Annotated in this window: 16 protein-coding genes; 13 read left to right on the top strand and 3 right to left on the bottom strand. The window is 34.9% G+C overall.

What is annotated here, in order from left to right; all coding sequences use genetic code 11:
• The first annotated feature begins 4 nt into the window (after nt 1–4).
• Nucleotides 5–1,681: an ABC transporter ATP-binding protein gene (locus tag EGX96_RS02320; RefSeq protein WP_123957814.1), complete on the top strand. Its 1,677-nt coding sequence runs from the start codon at nt 5–7 to the stop codon at nt 1,679–1,681.
• Nucleotides 1,674–2,504, top strand: coding sequence for an energy-coupling factor transporter transmembrane component T family protein (locus EGX96_RS02315; protein ID WP_001118813.1), 831 nt, complete (start codon nt 1,674–1,676; stop codon nt 2,502–2,504). Before EGX96_RS02320 ends, EGX96_RS02315 begins: the two co-directional genes overlap by 8 nt.
• A 34-nt stretch (nt 2,505–2,538) precedes the next feature.
• On the opposite strand, the gene EGX96_RS02310 is transcribed toward EGX96_RS02315, so the two are convergent.
• The 3 genes from EGX96_RS02310 to rsmG are packed head-to-tail and all read right to left on the bottom strand — an operon-like array spanning nt 2,539 to nt 5,330.
• Nucleotides 2,539–3,210 carry a potassium channel family protein gene (locus tag EGX96_RS02310; RefSeq protein ID WP_000850144.1) on the bottom strand — a complete coding sequence of 224 codons (672 nt, stop codon included), beginning with the start codon at nt 3,208–3,210 and terminating at the stop codon, nt 2,539–2,541.
• 12 nt (nt 3,211–3,222) lie between these two features.
• On the bottom strand, nt 3,223–4,602 hold the full coding sequence (locus EGX96_RS02305) for a TrkH family potassium uptake protein (RefSeq protein WP_000680112.1): 1,380 nt from the start codon (nt 4,600–4,602) through the stop codon (nt 3,223–3,225).
• Between the two features lie 14 nt (nt 4,603–4,616).
• Complete coding sequence (gene rsmG, locus EGX96_RS02300; RefSeq protein ID WP_000188793.1) at nt 4,617–5,330, bottom strand: 16S rRNA (guanine(527)-N(7))-methyltransferase RsmG; 714 nt, start codon at nt 5,328–5,330, stop codon at nt 4,617–4,619.
• 127 nt (nt 5,331–5,457) lie between these two features.
• On the opposite strand from rsmG, the gene EGX96_RS02295 reads away from it, so the two are divergent.
• From EGX96_RS02295 to EGX96_RS02240, 11 genes are all read left to right on the top strand, one after another.
• Nucleotides 5,458–6,012 carry a LemA family protein gene (locus EGX96_RS02295; protein ID WP_000537055.1) on the top strand — a complete coding sequence of 185 codons (555 nt, stop codon included), beginning with the start codon at nt 5,458–5,460 and terminating at the stop codon, nt 6,010–6,012.
• Between the two features lie 20 nt (nt 6,013–6,032).
• Entirely contained in the window at nt 6,033–6,923 is an 891-nt protein-coding gene (gene htpX, locus EGX96_RS02290; protein ID WP_000966817.1) for a zinc metalloprotease HtpX, read from the top strand.
• Nucleotides 6,924–7,027: 104 nt separating this feature from the next.
• The gene (locus EGX96_RS02285) at nt 7,028–7,561 is read left to right on the top strand and encodes a YceD family protein (RefSeq protein WP_000927545.1); all 534 of its coding nucleotides are present in this window, start codon (nt 7,028–7,030) and stop codon (nt 7,559–7,561) included.
• 234 nt (nt 7,562–7,795) lie between these two features.
• On the top strand, nt 7,796–8,485 hold the full coding sequence (locus EGX96_RS02280; RefSeq protein ID WP_123957813.1) for a response regulator transcription factor: 690 nt from the start codon (nt 7,796–7,798) through the stop codon (nt 8,483–8,485).
• Nucleotides 8,475–9,980, top strand: a complete 1,506-nt coding sequence (locus EGX96_RS02275; protein ID WP_123957812.1) for a HAMP domain-containing sensor histidine kinase — start codon at nt 8,475–8,477, stop codon at nt 9,978–9,980. Before EGX96_RS02280 ends, EGX96_RS02275 begins: the two co-directional genes overlap by 11 nt.
• Before the next feature lie 148 nt (nt 9,981–10,128).
• Nucleotides 10,129–10,608, top strand: coding sequence for a transcriptional regulator NrdR (nrdR, locus tag EGX96_RS02270; protein WP_001203682.1), 480 nt, complete (start codon nt 10,129–10,131; stop codon nt 10,606–10,608).
• On the top strand, nt 10,608–11,783 hold the full coding sequence (locus EGX96_RS02265; RefSeq protein WP_000074512.1) for a DnaD domain protein: 1,176 nt from the start codon (nt 10,608–10,610) through the stop codon (nt 11,781–11,783). The genes nrdR and EGX96_RS02265 overlap by 1 nt, the downstream gene beginning before the upstream one ends.
• Nucleotides 11,780–12,682, top strand: coding sequence for a primosomal protein DnaI (dnaI, locus tag EGX96_RS02260; RefSeq protein ID WP_000843626.1), 903 nt, complete (start codon nt 11,780–11,782; stop codon nt 12,680–12,682). Before EGX96_RS02265 ends, dnaI begins: the two co-directional genes overlap by 4 nt.
• Before the next feature lie 47 nt (nt 12,683–12,729).
• The gene (der, locus tag EGX96_RS02255; protein WP_000244022.1) at nt 12,730–14,040 is read left to right on the top strand and encodes a ribosome biogenesis GTPase Der; all 1,311 of its coding nucleotides are present in this window, start codon (nt 12,730–12,732) and stop codon (nt 14,038–14,040) included.
• 154 nt (nt 14,041–14,194) lie between these two features.
• A complete protein-coding gene (locus EGX96_RS02250; protein ID WP_000089135.1) occupies nt 14,195–17,293 on the top strand; it encodes a DEAD/DEAH box helicase in 3,099 nt (1,032 codons plus the stop codon).
• 164 nt (nt 17,294–17,457) lie between these two features.
• A complete protein-coding gene (locus tag EGX96_RS02240) occupies nt 17,458–18,075 on the top strand; it encodes a hypothetical protein (RefSeq protein ID WP_001079334.1) in 618 nt (205 codons plus the stop codon).
• Nucleotides 18,076–18,079: the final 4 nt, after the last annotated feature.

Below are 18,079 nucleotides of genomic sequence, written 5' to 3'. Positions count from 1 at the left end.
ATCTATGAAAGATTTTATTGAATGGAAGGATTTTACCTTTCAATATGACGTTCAATCTGAACCAACTTTAAAAGGGATTAACTTAAGCATTCCTAAAGGTGAAAAGGTCTTGATATTAGGACCTTCAGGGTCGGGGAAGTCAACGCTTGGTCATTGTTTAAATGGTATTATCCCAAATACTCATAAAGGCCAATATAGTGGTATTTTTACGATTAACCATAAAAATGCTTTTGACTTGTCAATATATGACAAGTCTCATTTAGTTTCTACGGTTTTACAAGATCCAGATGGCCAATTTATAGGATTGACAGTAGCAGAAGATATTGCTTTTGCATTAGAAAATGATGTTGTAGCACAGGAAGAAATGGCCTCTATCGTTGAAATGTGGGCAAAACGTTTAGAAATAGCTCCTCTTTTGTCTAAACGTCCACAAGACTTGTCGGGAGGACAAAAACAACGGGTTAGTTTAGCTGGAGTTTTAGTAGACGATAGCCCAATTCTATTATTTGATGAGCCTTTGGCTAATCTAGATCCACAATCGGGACAAGATATCATGGCATTGGTTGACCGTATTCATCAAGAGCAAGATGCGACCACTATTATTATTGAACATCGATTGGAAGATATTTTTTATGAGCGAGTAGATCGTGTAGTTCTTTTTAGTGATGGACAAATTATTTATAATGGGGAGCCGGATCAACTTTTAAAAACTAATTTTTTATCTGAATATGGTATTCGAGAACCACTGTATATTTCTGCTCTCAAAAATTTAGGATATGACTTTGAAAAACAAAATACAATGACGTCTATTGATGACTTTGATTTCAGTGAACTATTGATACCTAAAATGCGAGCATTAGATTTAGATAAACATACAGATAAATTATTATCAGTACAGCATTTGTCGGTGTCATATGATTTAGAGAATAATACTTTAGATGATGTTTCGTTTGATTTATATAAAGGTCAGCGGTTAGCTATCGTTGGGAAAAATGGTGCAGGTAAATCTACTTTAGCTAAAGCGTTATGTCAATTTATCCCTAATAATGCTACTCTAATTTATAATAATGAAGATGTCAGTCAAGACTCTATAAAAGAAAGAGCAGAACGAATTGGCTATGTTTTGCAAAATCCCAATCAGATGATAAGTCAAGCGATGGTTTTTGATGAAGTTGCTCTGGGTCTCCGTTTAAGAGGTTTTAGTGATAATGATATAGAAAGTCGTGTCTACGATATATTAAAGGTTTGTGGGCTCTACCAATTTAGGAATTGGCCTATATCGGCTCTATCATTCGGTCAGAAAAAACGTGTTACGATTGCTTCGATACTGATTTTAAATCCAGAAGTTATTATTTTGGATGAACCAACAGCTGGTCAAGATATGAAGCATTATACTGAAATGATGTCTTTCCTTGATAAACTAAGTTGTGATGGACATACCATTGTTATGATTACACATGATATGCAGCTTATGTTAGAGTATACAGATCGTGCAATTGTAATCGACAATGGTCTGATTGTTGCAGATGATCATCCTATTAACATCCTTTCAAATACAGAGCTTTTGAAAAAGACTCATTTAAAGAAAACGAGTTTATTTGCTTTAGCAGACAGATTAGGGATATCTCCACAGAAACTAACACAATGGTACATTGATAATCAAGGAGGTAAGAATGGCTAAACAATTAATTGGTTATCAAGAGGGTTATGGCTTTCTATACAGGCTATCAGGTGCCAGTAAGTTACTATTTTTTATTTTAGTTTCTGTTGCTTGCATGACCACTTATGATACAAGATTTTTAATTGTTGTTTCATTGGGATCGCTAGTCTTATTTAGATTAGCAAAAATCAAATGGCAACAGGTGTCCTTTGTTATGACTTTAGTTGTTGTATTCGCTGTTTTAAATATTATAATGGTCTATCTTTTTGCTCCCCATTATGGTGATAAGATTTATGGTAGTTCTTCTTTATTGTTAAAAGGAATTGGCCCATATGATGTGACTAGCCAAGAGTTGTTTTACCTCTTTAATCTGATTTTAAAATACTTTTGTACAGTGCCTTTAGCTCTTTTGTTTTTGATGACAACTAATCCTAGTCAGTTCGCATCAAGTTTAAATCAATTAGGTTTATCATATAAAATAGCTTATGCTGTTAGTTTGACCCTTAGATATATACCTGATGTTCAAGAAGAATTTTATACAATACGTCGAGCACAAGAGGCAAGAGGAATAGAATTATCAAAAAAATCGAACTTAGTAGCACGCATTAAGGGGAATTTGCAGATTGTCACACCATTAATTTTTAGCTCTCTAGAACGTATTGATACAGTAGCAACTGCTATGGAACTTCGACGATTTGGTAAAAATAAAAGACGTACTTGGTACTCTAAGCAATCTTTGGAAAAAAGTGACATTGTCTTAATCATACTTGCTCTAGCTAGTCTGTTTGTAAGCCTTTATTTAATTCACCTTAATCATGGACGTTTCTATAACCCATGGCAATAAAAAACTGACCTTAATAGTCAGTTTTTTATTTTCTTTAGTTAAAGTATCCTAAATAGTCATAGCGTTGGAAGGCATCTGAGTTAGCGATAGCCACTAGAATAATACCTTCTTCAAGTGGACTATTGATTGGAACTTCGGTATCGACAGGTTTGTTTTTTGCTTTTCTGATACCTATGAGGTTAAGATCAAACTTGTGACGGATATTTAATTGTTCGACAGTTTTCCCTACCCATGATTTGGGAATTTTAAATTCAATGACAGAAATATCAGATTCAATCTGGAAGACATCTGTAATTTTATTTCTCATGAGGTTTGCAGCAACATTTTGCCCAGATTCTCGCTCCGGAGAGATAACCAAATCAGCACCAATTTCATAAAGTACTTCTTCGTATACAAGGTTTCGAGCTTTAGCAATAACTTGTGGGACGCCTAACTTTTTACAGTGCATTACGGCCAATACTGAGCTCTCTAAACTGTTTCCTGTAGCAATAATAACAGTATCACAGTCACTGATCCCGATGTGTTTTAGGAAAGCTAAATCAGTAATGTCTCCGATAGCTGCTTTTGTAACAACTTCGGCGACAGCTTGTACATTTTCAGGATTGCTGTCAATAGCAATAACATCTTGTTCAAAGTTACTTAGTTCTTGTGCGAGTGTTTGTCCAAATATTCCTAGACCAAGTACACCAATAATTTTTGTTTTCATAAAAGACCTTTTCTAACCTAGAATAATTTCTGTTTCAGCATAGTGAATTTCCTTCTCTTTTTTCTGAAGAATTGATAGCAGTACGGTAATTGGACCGACTCGACCAATAAACATGAGGAACATAATTACAATTCGACCGCCCAGAGTTAATTGATTGGTAGTGTTCATTGTTACACCCACGGTTGCTAAGGCACTAGATGCCTCAAAGAAAAGAGAAAAAGGATCTATATGGGGATTGAGTTCCAGAAGAAGGAGATAGCCGCTAATAAGTATGATAAAAAAGAAAGTTAAAATCGATAGTGTTTGTTTAATAATACTGGAAGGAATTGTTCGATAATGAAAAGTCACTTGGCTTTGGCCACTCAGTTCGGCTTTAAATAGTAAGAGTAAAATGGCGATAACAGTGACTTTAAATCCTCCTGCCGTTCCACCAGGAGCTCCTCCAATTAACATTTGGATAATATAAACAAGGTTGGTTGCGAAATCAGTTTGGGTATAATCAATAGTTGAAAATCCAGCGGTACGCATCGTAACTGTTTGGAAAAAGCTGACCATTAGTTGTTTAGGTAGAGATAAATTAGCAATTGTTCTAAAATTTCCAAACTCTAACAACCAAGAAAGCAAAGTTCCTGTTAGTAAAATAATGGTTGTTGTTTTTAAAACCAGTTTAGAATGGTTGCTGAGGCGTTTTGGAAATGTCTTGATTAATTTTGGTCCCTTGTGAGATGTTTGTATAGTAGCTTCAATTAAATCTTTCCATACGGCAAATCCAAGTCCTCCTGAAATAATCAAGAAACAAACGATAATGTTAACCAAAGGATTTAGTTTAAATTGAGCTAAGCTCGTTGCCCCTAGATTATCAAAACCGGCATTACAAAAGGCTGAGACAGCTAAGAATATACTATTAAAGATACCATGACCCAAACCAAATCGAGGAATAAAATCTATGGCTAAAATGCTGGCTGCTAAAACTTCTAAAGTTAAAGTTACTTTAAAAATCATATAGAGATATTTTTTTAAATCTGTCGAACTGTTATAAGTTATCGCTGACTGCAAAAGGGTCTGATCATTTAACGACATTTTACGTCTTAGGGTATAGTAAGACAACGACATTAGTGTTACTAAACCAAGTCCCCCTGTTTGCATGAGTAAAATAGCTACAATCTGCCCCCAACCGTTATAAACCTTACTGATAGGAAAAACAGATAAACCAGTTACACATACCATTGAAACAGTCGTGAAAAGGTGATCAATGTAATGTGTTTTAGGGGCGTTAGCATATTGAAAAATTGGAAGTGAAAGTAAAATACTTCCCAATAGGATAACAGCGATAAAACTAATGCTGAGTTTACGTGCGACAGACATTGTCTTGTAATCAAAGAAATGTTTCATACTAGCTCCCAACTTTACAAAGGCTTCTTGTTTGGAGTACCAGCTTTACGAGGGTATTTATTAGGCGTTTCTTTTTTCTTGCTAACGATTGTGATATTTCGGTCATCACCATTAGGTAACTTATAATTTTTATTTACAGTTACTTGTGAAAATAGTGTTTTCAAAGCTTTTTCTGCAGAAATTAATTCCTCTTCAGCAGCTGCAGCTTTCAGTGCAATCAAGCGACCATTAACTTTAAGAAAAGGTATTGTCAATTCTGCTAGAACCTGCATTTTAGCTACTGCACGAGCTGTTACGATATCAAATTTAGCTCGAAATACTCTATCTTGACCAAAGTCCTCAGCGCGCCCATGGAAGAAGTGAACTCCTGAAAGTTCAAGTTCATTAGCTAATATGTTTAGAAAATTAATGCGTTTATTCAGTGAATCAATAATAGTAATATCAATTTCAGGATAAAGGATTTTCATAGGAATACTAGGAAAACCTGCACCAGCACCAATATCTAAAATGCTAAGAGGACTATTGTCAATATAACCTTGTAAAATCGGCGCAATAGAATCATAGAAGTGCTTTAAGTAAACCTCTTCCTTATCTGTAATAGCTGTTAGGTTAATTTTCTCATTCCATTCAACAAGAAGTCTAAAATAAGTTTCAAATTGTTTTTTCTGTTTGTCAGTAAGTGTAATACCATGCTCTATCAGAACTTGATAAAATGCTTGGGGTGTCATAGTAAACCTCAATTTCTATATCGTATAATGACTCTATTTTATCACAAATACTAATAATGGGAATAACAGGACTTTCCTAATCTAAAGAAAATTGCTATAATGGAAAAAATGTAAAGGAGCTACTACTATGGGAACTATGATTTTAATAGCAATTATTGCTTTGTTTGTTATTTGGTTGATTGTTGCTTATAACAGTTTAGTTAGAAGTCGCATGCATACTAAAGAATCATGGAGTCAAATAGACGTTCAATTGAAACGTCGTAACGATTTAATTCCAAACCTAATCGAAACTGTTAAAGGCTATGCTGCGTACGAAGGGAAAACACTTGAGAAGATTGCAGAACTGCGTGCTCAAGTTGCTAAAGCTAACACACCTGCTGAAGCAATGACAGCAAGTAATGAGCTAACAAGACAGCTTTCAAGTATTTTAGCGGTTGCTGAAAATTACCCAGATTTAAAAGCCAACAATAGCTTTGTTAAACTTCAAGAAGAACTAACTAATACGGAAAATAAAATTTCTTATTCACGTCAGTTATATAACACAACAACATCCAATTATAATGTGAAATTAGAAACTTTCCCAAGTAATATTGTTGGAAAACTATTTGGGTTCAAACCAAGCCAATTCTTAGAAACTCCTGAAGAAGAAAAAGAAGTGCCAAAAGTTTCCTTTGACTTTTAATTGAGAAGGGAGAGAGGCTTTTGCTGTATCAACAAATTGCAAGTAATAAGAGAAAAACAGTTGTCTTGTTAATTGTCTTCTTCTGTCTTTTAGCAGCTATTGGAGCAGCTGTAGGTTATTTGGTATTAGGCAGCTACCAATTTGGGCTTGTTCTAGCTCTAATTATTGGGGTTATCTATGCAGTAAGTATGATTTTTCAATCAACTAATGTTGTTATGTCAATGAACAATGCGCGTGAAGTTACAGAAGATGAGGCGCCAAATTATTTTCATATTGTTGAAGATATGGCAATGATAGCTCAGATACCTATGCCACGCGTTTTCATTGTTGAAGATGACTCCCTAAATGCCTTTGCCACAGGCTCTAAGCCAGAAAATGCTGCTGTTGCAGCAACGACAGGCCTATTAGCTGTTATGAACCGCGAAGAGCTAGAGGGTGTTATTGGACATGAGGTTAGTCATATTCGTAATTATGATATCCGTATTTCAACCATTGCAGTAGCTTTAGCGAGTGCTGTAACTCTAATATCAAGCATTGGTAGCCGTATGTTATTTTACGGCGGAGGTCGTAGGCGTGATGATGACAGAGAAGATGGTGGAAACATCTTGGTTTTGATTTTCTCTATTTTATCACTAATCCTTGCACCATTAGCCGCTAGTTTAGTTCAATTAGCTATTTCAAGACAGCGCGAATACTTAGCAGACGCTAGTTCTGTTGAGTTAACAAGAAATCCACAAGGAATGATCTCTGCTTTAGAAAAACTTGATCGTTCTGAACCTATGGGGCATCCAGTAGATGATGCTAGTGCGGCTCTCTATATCAATGACCCAACGAAAAAAGAAGGGTTAAAGTCTTTATTTTATACGCATCCACCAATTGCAGATCGTATTGAGCGTTTGCGTCATATGTAGTCGTTAACAAAACGTAGGGTAGCTATGCCTTGCGTTTTGTTTTTTTAAGACAAAGCCTGTAAAACTTGATATAATATGACATATACTATAAAGGGAGATGGCACGTGTTACTTACAGAAATCAAAAAATCACCAGAGGGGCTTTATTTTGATAAAAAAATAGATATCAAAGAGTCGCTTATGGAGCGTCATTCAGAGATAATGGATATTTCTGATATTCAAGTTTCAGGTCATGTGGTGTATGAAGATGGTCTCTATCTACTTGACTATAATATGGCTTACGATATTACATTACCGTCTAGTCGTTCTATGAAACCAGTTGTTTTATCTGAAAAGCAAACTATTAATGAAGTTTTTATTGAAGCTGAAAATGTTAGCACTAAAAAAGAGCTCGTTGATCAGGAGTTGGTCTTAATATTAGAGGAAGATGATATTAATTTAGAAGAAAGCGTTATCGATAATATCTTGTTAAATATACCTCTTCGTGTTCTGGCAGCTGATGAGGTTGGGGTAGAAGCGGATTTATCAGGTAAAAATTGGTCGTTAATGACTGAAAAGCAGTATGAAGAAAAACAAGCTAAAGAAAAAGAAAAATCTAATCCTTTCGCAGCCTTAGAAGGTATGTTTGATAGTGATTAGATAAAAATTATTAATAACATCAGTTGATATTTTAATTTTTTTTTAGTAGAATTGAAAAGTGACAGAGGACACTACTCAATAATAAAAATTAAGTCTCGCTATCGAACAATTGTTTGGGATGGCGATTTATTTATTTAAAGAAACGTTAGTAAAATGTGGGCTATCTTGTTTTTTATCTAGATATTCTAAAAAATAATTGATAGTGTTAAGTAAAGAATAAGAAGGTTGGTGTAGATGGGTAAAAAGATCTTAATAATCGAAGATGAGAAAAATTTAGCTCGCTTCGTCTCGTTAGAACTACTACATGAAGGATATGATGTTGTTGTTGAAACAAACGGTCGTGAAGGATTGGACACAGCATTAGAAAAAGATTTTGATTTGATTCTACTGGATTTAATGCTTCCAGAGATGGATGGTTTCGAAATCACACGTCGCCTGCAGGCTGAAAAAACAACCTATATCATGATGATGACAGCACGTGATTCTGTTATGGATATTGTAGCTGGTCTTGATCGTGGAGCAGATGATTATATTGTTAAGCCGTTTGCAATCGAAGAATTATTAGCACGTGTTAGAGCGATTTTCCGACGCCAAGAAATTGAAACGAAGACAAAAGAAAAAGGTGATAGTGGTAGTTTCCGTGATTTGTCATTAAATACTCATAATCGTTCAGCGATGCGTGGTGATGAGGAAATTTCACTAACAAAACGTGAATTTGATTTGTTGAATGTCTTGATGACAAATATGAATCGTGTTATGACACGAGAAGAGTTGCTAGAACATGTTTGGAAATACGATGTGGCAGCAGAGACAAACGTTGTTGATGTTTATATCCGTTACCTAAGAGGTAAAATTGATATCCCAGGTCGTGAATCATATATTCAAACTGTTCGCGGAATGGGCTATGTGATTCGTGAAAATTAAAAAAGATCAGTTTATAGGGGTAAAACAACCTCTGTCAAAAAAATTATCGCAATTAGTTTTTATCTTATTTTTTAGCCTATTTACAGTATTTTCTGTTTTAGTTTATACTTCGGCAACAAGATACGTCCTTCACAGGGAAAAAATTAATGTCGGTAGGTCATTAGAAAAAACTAGAGTTCGTTTGTCGCAAGCGAACTCTAGTTTGACATCCGATGATATTTTAGAGATCCTGTACAACCAGGTTTTTGCGGATGACATCTATCCTCATAAGCGTCAAAATGGAATTGTTAGAACGGGCGAGTCAATCGATAGTATTCTTTATGTTAATCAAGAAATGACCCTATACGATGTCAACAGGAAACCAGTTTTTTCTACACTGAGAACGGGTATGCCAACTATTGGTAAATCCATGGGAAAAGTTATCATCTCTAAAGTTGCAGATATGGAAGGTTTTGTTGGTACAAAAGCAATCTACTCTCAAAAAACAGGACAGTTGCTTGGATACGTTCAAATTTTCTATAATTTAGGTCGTTATTATAGTATGAGGCAAAACATCATTGTTTTCTTGATTATGATGGAAGTTTTAGGGACTGTTTTAGCCTTGGTCGTTATTAATAGTGCTACTAAGCGTATTGTTCGTCCGGTTAAAAATTTACACGACTTAATGCATCAGATATCTGAAAATCCTAGTAATTTAGAAATTAGAAGTAAGGTCCGTTCAGAAGACGAAATTGGAGAATTGTCTAGGATTTTTGATGGGATGTTGGATCAGTTGGAAGACTATACTCGTCGACAATCACAATTCATTAGTGATGTTAGTCATGAATTAAGAACGCCTGTCGCTGTTGTAAAGGGTCATATTGGTTTATTACAACGTTGGGGGAAAGATGATCCAGAAATTCTTGAAGAAAGTTTAGCAGCGGCATACCATGAGGCAGATCGTATGTCCTTAATGATTAATGACATGTTAAATATGATTCGCGTCCAAGGAAGCTTGGAACTTCATCAAGATGAAGTGACAGATTTATCAAGCTCTATATCAGTTGTTATTGAAAATTTCCGTATTTTGAGAGAAGATTTTCAATTTATTTTTGAAAATAATATTTCAGATATCGTTTGGGGAAAGATATATAAGATACATTTTGAGCAAGCTCTCATGATCTTAATTGATAACGCTATCAAGTACTCTCCTAGTTATAAAGAAGTCAGTGTTGTTTTATCAGTAGACAATGATTTTGCGACAGTAGTTGTAAAAGATAAAGGAGAAGGTATCTCAGATGAAGATATTGAGTTTATCTTTGATCGTTTTTATCGAACTGATAAATCACGTAACAGAGAAAGTACACAAGCTGGTTTAGGTATCGGGCTTTCAGTGTTTAAACAAATTATGGATGCTTACCATTTAAAGGTGGATATTAAAAGTGAACTAAATCAAGGGACTGAATTCATTGTTCGCATTCCTATAAAAAAATTTGAAGAAACTAAAGAAATATAAGAAAAATCCTTATGCTTAATGATAAAAGGCATAAGGATTATTTTGTGTTTTGATATGATGAGGTGATAAGAGAGGCGCTTCTTTTGTTATTACTGAATTTGTGTTAAAATAAGATGATTAAATGATATGATAGAATAGGGGTGTTGACATGCGTTGTCCAAAATGTGGCTATAATAAATCTAGTGTGGTTGATAGCCGACAAGCTGAAGAAGGTACGACTATCAGACGCCGGAGAGAGTGCGAAAAATGTGGCAACCGCTTTACAACATTTGAACGTTTGGAAGAATTGCCTCTTTTAGTCATAAAGAAAGATGGTACTCGCGAGCAATTTTCTCGAGATAAAATTTTGAATGGTATTATTCAGAGTGCTCAAAAACGCCCTGTTTCGAGCGAAGATATTGAAAATTGTATCTTACGTATCGAACGTAAAATTAGGAGTGAGTATGAAGATGAGGTTTCTAGTATCACTATCGGAAATTTAGTGATGGATGAACTCGCCGAATTAGATGAGATTACTTATGTGCGCTTTGCTAGTGTTTATAAATCTTTTAAAGATGTAGATGAAATTGAAGAACTACTTCAACAAATTACAAAGCGCGTACGGAGTAAAAAGAGTGGTAGCGTGTGATGAGTCCAATAGATGAGTTTACATATATTAAGCAAAATAAGATTGTTTATGATAGTAATAGTTTAATACAATTGTATTTCCCAATTATGGGAAGTGATGCCATGGCACTCTATGATTATTTTGTTCATTTTTTTGATGACGGAATACGACGTCATAAATTTTCAGAGGTTCTCAATCATCTGCAATACGGGATGCCAAGATTTCAAGATGCATTGGTAATGTTAACAGCTTTGGATTTGTTGACTGTTTACCAAGCCACAGGTACTTACCTTGTTAAGTTGAATCAAGCTATGTCAAATGAGTTATTTTTATCTAATCCCATCTATCGTCGTTTGTTAGAAAAACGTATAGGAGAGGTAGCAGTGGCAGAATTAGATATGAAAATACCTAAAAATGCTAGAGATATCTCTAAAAAATTTACAGATGTTTTCTCGGATTTAGGACAACCAAAACAAGAGGTAAACCGGAGTAAAAATGTTTTTGACTTGGAAAGTTTCAAACGTTTGATGATGCGAGATGGCTTACGTTTTAACAATGAAAAAGATGATGTCTTAGGTATTTATAGTGTATCAGAACTTTATCATTTAAATTGGTATGATACCTATCAATTAGCAAAACAAACAGCTATCAATGGAATGATTGCGCCTCAGCGAATGAAAGTTCAACAAAATGAGGGGCAGCATATTAAAGATAATCAGAGTTTTACAAATAATGAAAAGGTCATACTAAGGGAATCTAAAAATGATAGTGCTCTAGTGTTCCTTGAAAAAATCAAGAGAAGCCGTAAGGCAGTGACAACAAGTGGTGAGAAGACTTTACTTGAGGATTTGGCAAAAATGAATTTCCTAGACGAAGTCATTAATGTTATGGTTTTATATACCTTGAATAAGACAAAATCTGCTAACTTAAATAAGGCCTATATCATGAAAGTTGCTAATGATTTTGCTTTTCAGAATGTTATGACGGCCGAAGATGCTGTGCTTAAAATTCGTGATTTTTCAGATCAAAAAGTAAGGACTAAAACAGAAACGAAGAAGAAACAATCGAATGTTCCTGAATGGAGTAATCCTGATTATAAAGATGAGGTTAGCCCAGAAAAAGAAATTGAATTAGAACAGTTTAAAACAGATGCCCTCAAGCGTTTAGAACGATTAGGAAAGGATGGTGAATCATGAAATCAGTGGGACAAGCATTAGAAAATCAAGGGAGAGTGCCTCGTAATACAAATGATGAGCTTATTCAAATGATTTTAGCAGATGCTCAGGTAGCGGAGTTCATTAAAACCCACCAACTTTCTCAGCGTGAAATAAATATCAGCATGTCTAAATTTAATCAATTTTTGATTGAGCGTCAGAAATTTAAAAATAAGGATAGTCAATATATTGCTAAAGGCTATGAGCCTATTTTGGTTATGAATGAAGGTTATGCAGATGTTTCTTATTTAGAAACACGAGAGTTAATTGAAGCACAAAAAAAACAAGCTATCAGTGATCGTATTAATTTAGTTAATCTACCCAAGTCCTATCGGAATATCAGAATGACTGACTTTGATATTAATAACGAGAGTCGAATGAAAGCTATGTCACAACTGCTTGATTTTGTAGAGACTTATCCTTCATATAATCACAAGGGGCTTTATTTATATGGAGATATGGGGGTTGGGAAATCCTATTTAATGGCAGCAATGGCGAGGGAATTATCAGAGAGAAAGGGTGTGTCAACGACTCTTCTTCATTTCCCTAGTTTTGCTATTGATGTCAAAAATGCTATTTCAAGCGGAACTGTAAAAGATGAAATTGATGCTGTGAAAAGTGTTCCGATTTTGATTTTAGATGATATTGGGGCTGAACAGGCAACGTCCTGGGTTCGTGACGAGATTTTACAAGTTATATTACAACATCGTATGCTAGAAGAGTTGCCCACTTTCTTTACGTCAAATTATAGTTTTAACGATTTGGAAAGAAAATGGGCTAATATAAAAGGAAGCGACGAAACTTGGCAAGCAAAACGAGTTATGGAGCGCGTACGGTATTTAGCGATAGAATTCCACTTAGAAGGACCGAATCGCCGTTAATAAAATAGAATGGAATTGGGAGTATTCCCAATAGTGAGAGGAGAATTATGGTATTACCTACAGTTGCTATTGTTGGTCGTCCGAATGTTGGAAAATCAACATTATTTAACAGAATTGCAGGAGAACGTATTTCCATTGTTGAGGACGTTGAAGGAGTCACTCGTGATCGTATCTATACAACGGGTGAGTGGCTAAATCGTAAGTTTTCATTAATTGATACTGGTGGGATTGATGATGTTGATGCACCGTTTATGGAGCAAATTAAGCACCAAGCAGACATTGCTATGACAGAGGCTGATGTTATTGTGTTTGTTGTGTCGGGTAAAGAAGGTGTGACTGATGCAGATGAGTATGTCTCACGTATTCTTTATAAGACCAATAAACCGGTTATTTTAGCTGTTAATAAGGTAGATAATCCTGAGATGCGCAATGATATTTACGATTTCTACTCTCTTGGTTTAGGGGATCCTTATCCCTTGTCATCAGTTCATGGTATTGGTACTGGTGATATATTGGATGCTATTGTGGAAAATCTTCCGGTAGAAGAGGAAAATGAAAATCCAGATATTATTCGTTTTAGTTTGATTGGACGTCCAAATGTTGGGAAATCTAGTTTAATTAATGCCATCCTTGGGGAAGACCGTGTTATTGCTAGCCCAGTTGCTGGTACTACGCGCGATGCTATTGATACTAATTTCGTTGATAGCCAGGGGCAAGAGTATACTATGATTGATACTGCTGGTATGCGTAAATCTGGTAAGGTATATGAAAACACAGAGAAATATTCTGTTATGCGTTCTATGCGCGCCATCGACCGCTCAGATGTTGTTCTTATGGTGATTAATGCAGAGGAAGGTATTCGTGAGTATGACAAGCGTATTGCAGGGTTTGCACATGAAACTGGTAAAGGTATTATTATTGTAGTTAATAAATGGGATACTATCGAAAAAGACAATCATACTGTCAGTCAGTGGGAAGCTGATATACGTGATAACTTCCAATTCTTGTCTTATGCGCCAATTATCTTTGTTTCTGCAGAGACAAAGCAACGTTTGCACAAGTTACCAGATATGATTAAACGTATTAGCGAAAGTCAAAACAAACGTATTCCGTCTGCTGTATTAAATGATGTGATTATGGATGCTATTGCTATTAATCCAACACCAACTGATAAAGGAAAACGTCTTAAGATTTTCTACGCAACTCAAGTTGCTGTTAAACCACCAACTTTCGTTGTTTTTGTTAACGAAGAAGAATTGATGCACTTTTCATATCTTCGTTTCTTAGAAAATCAAATCCGTGAAGCATTTGTTTTTGAAGGAACACCAATTAATCTAATAGCACGTAAACGTAAATAACATCTTATTGTTGAAATTGAAATAGAAGGTTAGGACAGTTGTTTTAGCCTTTTTTATTTGTTACTGTATCAAAAAACAATCAATTTAGTATTTTTACAAGAAATTGGACTTGAATTTTGTTATAATTAAGGGATAAGATGAAGGTGGTAGCATAATGAGTAGAATGATTCCAGGACGTATTCGAAATCAAGGTATAGAACTCTACGAACAAGGTTTGGTGTCCTTGATTTCTCAAGAAGGTAATCTATTAAAAGCTAAAGTTGGGGATTGTCAGATTGAATATTCATTAGTAACAGAAGAAACAAAATGTTCTTGTGATTTTTTTGCAAGAAAAGGCTATTGTCAACATTTAGCTGCTCTGGAGCATTTCTTGAAAAACGATCCAGAAGGTAAAGCAATCTTATCTAAAGTTCAAGTTCAACAAGAAAGTCAACAAGAAACTAAGAAGAAAACCTCTTTTGGTAGTGTTTTTTTAGATAGTCTAATTATTAATGAAGATGATACTATAAAATATCAATTATCGGCTCAAGGAGAACAAAATCCTTATGCTAATGATATCTGGTGGACTTTAAAAATTAGACGACTGCCTGATGATAGAAGTTATGTTATTCGTGACATCAAAGCCTTTTTAAATACTGTTCGAAAAGAAGCTTATTATCAGATTGGAAAACAATACTTTGAAACTTTGTCTTTAATACAGTTTGATGAGACCAGTCAAGAATTGATAGAATTTTTATGGAGGCTCATTCCAAGTCATTCAAGCAAAATTGATCTAGAGTTTATTTTACCAAATCAAGGTCGTCACCTTAGTCTCACTCGTGGTTTTTTTGAAGAGGGTGTTACTTTGATGAATGCTTTAGAAAATTTTTCATTTGAAAGTGATTTTCATCAATTTAATCACCTCTACTTTAAGGAATTAGAAGGTGAGGATCATCTTTATCAATTTAAGGTTATTGTCCATAGGCAATCAATTGAATTAGAAATCAAAGAGAAAGACTTAAAACCACTATTTGCGAATTCTTATTTGTTTTATCGCGATACTTTCTACCATCTTAATTTGAAGCAAGAAAAGATGGTAACGGCTATTCGTAGTCTTCCCATTGAGGGAGATTTAGCAAAACATATCCATTTTGATTTAGATGATCAAGATAAGTTAGCAGCTCATTTACTGGATTTTAAGGAGATTGGACTAGTGGATGCTCCACGGAGCTTCTCTATTCATGATTTTAAGGTAAATTTTGAGTTCGATATTAATAGTCAAAATGAAATTTTATTGCAAATGGTATTTGATTATGGTAATGATTTAACTGTTCATAATCGTCAAGAACTAGAACAGTTAACATTTGCTAGTCACTTCAAACATGAAGAAAAAGTATTTAAACTCTTAGAAAAATATGGCTTTGCACCCCACTTTTCAACCAGCCATCCAGCATACAGTGCACAAGAATTATACGATTTTTATACCTATATGCTTCCACAATTTAAAAAAATGGGAACAGTGAGCTTATCCGCAAAATTGGAAAGTTATCGTCTCATAGAACGACCGCAAATTGATATTGAAGCTAAGGGAAGCCTGCTAGATATTTCTTTTGATTTCTCTGATTTACTGGAAAACGATGTTGATCAAGCTCTGGTAGCTTTGTTTGACAATAATCCTTATTTTGTGAATAAATCAGGGCAATTAGTTATTTTTGATGAAGAAACTAAGAAAGTAAGTGCAACTTTGCAAGGGTTGAGAGCTAGACGAGCAAAGAATGGGCATATTGAATTAGATAATATTGCAGCCTTTCAATTATCAGAACTGTTTGCAAATCAAGATAATGTTAGCTTTTCACAACATTTTTACCAATTGATTGAAGATTTGAGACACCCAGAAAAGTTTAAAATACCTGGTCTATCTGTTTCAGCTTCCTTGCGCGATTATCAGCTTACAGGTGTCCGTTGGTTAAGTATGTTAGATCATTATGGCTTTGCAGGGATTTTAGCTGATGATATGGGGCTTGGAAAAACACTTCAAACGATTTCATTTTTAAGTACAAAACTAACTAGAGATTCTCGTGTGCTTATTTTATCACCATCAAGTTTAATTTATAATTGGCAAGATGAATTCCACAAATTTGCGCCAGACGTAGATGTAGCAGTTGCCTATGGTTCTAAGATTCGTAGAGATGAAATTATTGCTGAACGTCATCAAGTAATCATTACAAGTTATTCATCATTTAGGCAGGATTTTGAGACTTATTCTGAAGGAAATTATGATTATTTAATTTTGGATGAAGCACAGGTTATGAAAAATGCTCAAACTAAAATAGCCCATAGCTTGAGATCTTTTGAGGTCAAAAACTGTTTTGCATTATCGGGAACACCTATTGAGAATAAACTGTTAGAAATTTGGTCCATTTTCCAGATCATTTTACCTGGTTTATTACCTGGTAAGAAAGAGTTTTTGAAGTTGAACCCTAAACAAGTTGCTCGTTATATCAAACCATTTGTGATGAGACGTCGAAAAGAAGAAGTTCTCCCAGAATTACCGGATTTGATTGAAATGAACTATCCAAATGAAATGACAGACAGTCAAAAAGTTATCTATTTGGCGCAATTACGCCAAATTCAAGAAAGTATCCAACATTCTAGTGACGCTGACTTAAATCGTCGTAAAATTGAAATTTTATCTGGCATCACACGATTACGTCAAATTTGTGACACTCCACGTCTTTTTATGGATTATGATGGTGAAAGCGGTAAGTTAGAAAGCCTACGTCAACTTTTAACACAAATTAAGGAAAATGGACATCGTGCTCTGATTTTTTCTCAGTTCAGGGGTATGTTAGATATCGCAGAACGTGAGATGGTAGCTATGGGGCTTACAACTTATAAAATTACTGGTTCTACACCAGCAAATGAACGTCATGAAATGACCAGAGCATTTAATGCAGGATCAAAAGATGCTTTCTTGATTTCTTTAAAAGCTGGTGGCGTTGGTCTCAACCTTACAGGAGCTGATACCGTTGTTCTGATTGACTTGTGGTGGAATCCAGCTGTTGAAATGCAGGCGATTAGTCGCGCACATAGGTTGGGGCAAAAAGAGAATGTCGAGGTTTATCGCTTGATTACTAGAGGCACAATCGAAGAAAAAATTCTAGAAATGCAAGAAACTAAAAAACATTTGGTTACAACAGTTCTGGATGGAAATGAAACCCATGCTAGCATGAGCGTAGATGATATTCGAGAGATACTTGGAGTTTCTAAATAAATATGATGATGTGACTATAATATAAAAAAGAAAGTGGTCTCTCGCTTTCTTTTTTATATAAATGAATGAAAAATACCAATCTGATAAGCTTTACTTAGTTGAAAACTTTGAAAAAACAGAAAAATTAGTTTATAATAGGTCTGTTGTAGAAAGGAAGTGATAATGTGAATAGAGGCTCTAGACGATTTCCGTTGATAGCAGATGATGAACCAGTAATGTCTCCGCTTGTAAAGATGAATCTTTATGATAATGAAGATTTAATTAACAACATTCGAGACTTTTATCAAGAAAAAACATATCAAAGCATGGTCAAAAGCAATTATGAACATGAAGAAATATCACATCCTAAGGTAATTGAAAATGATCCTGTACCACCGCAGAGTTTTGTAAAAAAAGCGACAGAGTTGAGCAAATCTCGACAAGAGGCAAAGAGGTCTGTTCGGGAGAAACGACAAGCTTACTATGCGAAACAGGAATTTAAGGCGCCATCAAAGGAAGCTTTTCAGCAACAATTGAAGGCAACAGTACCGAAAAAACAAACTCAGCGAAAGGTGACTGAACTAAGTCATCTTTCTGATCGTTTACAGCAGGAAAGCTATATATTAGCAGAAATTCCAATCATATTTCAAGAACCTGATAATACACCGAACCCAAAAACAAAGAAAAATAATTTTGATTTTTTGAAACGCAGTCAAGTTTACAATAAACAAGACAATCAGTTTCATAAAGAAAGAGCCAAGGCTCAAGAATTAAATCTGACACGTTTTAAAGACATTAATTAAGGAG

It is taken from the genome of Streptococcus sp. FDAARGOS_520 (assembly GCF_003812685.1).
GTDB lineage: Bacteria > Bacillota > Bacilli > Lactobacillales > Streptococcaceae > Streptococcus > Streptococcus agalactiae.
The sequence above is the reverse complement of the archived record's forward strand: the minus strand, read 5'-3'. Positions and strand labels throughout refer to the sequence as shown.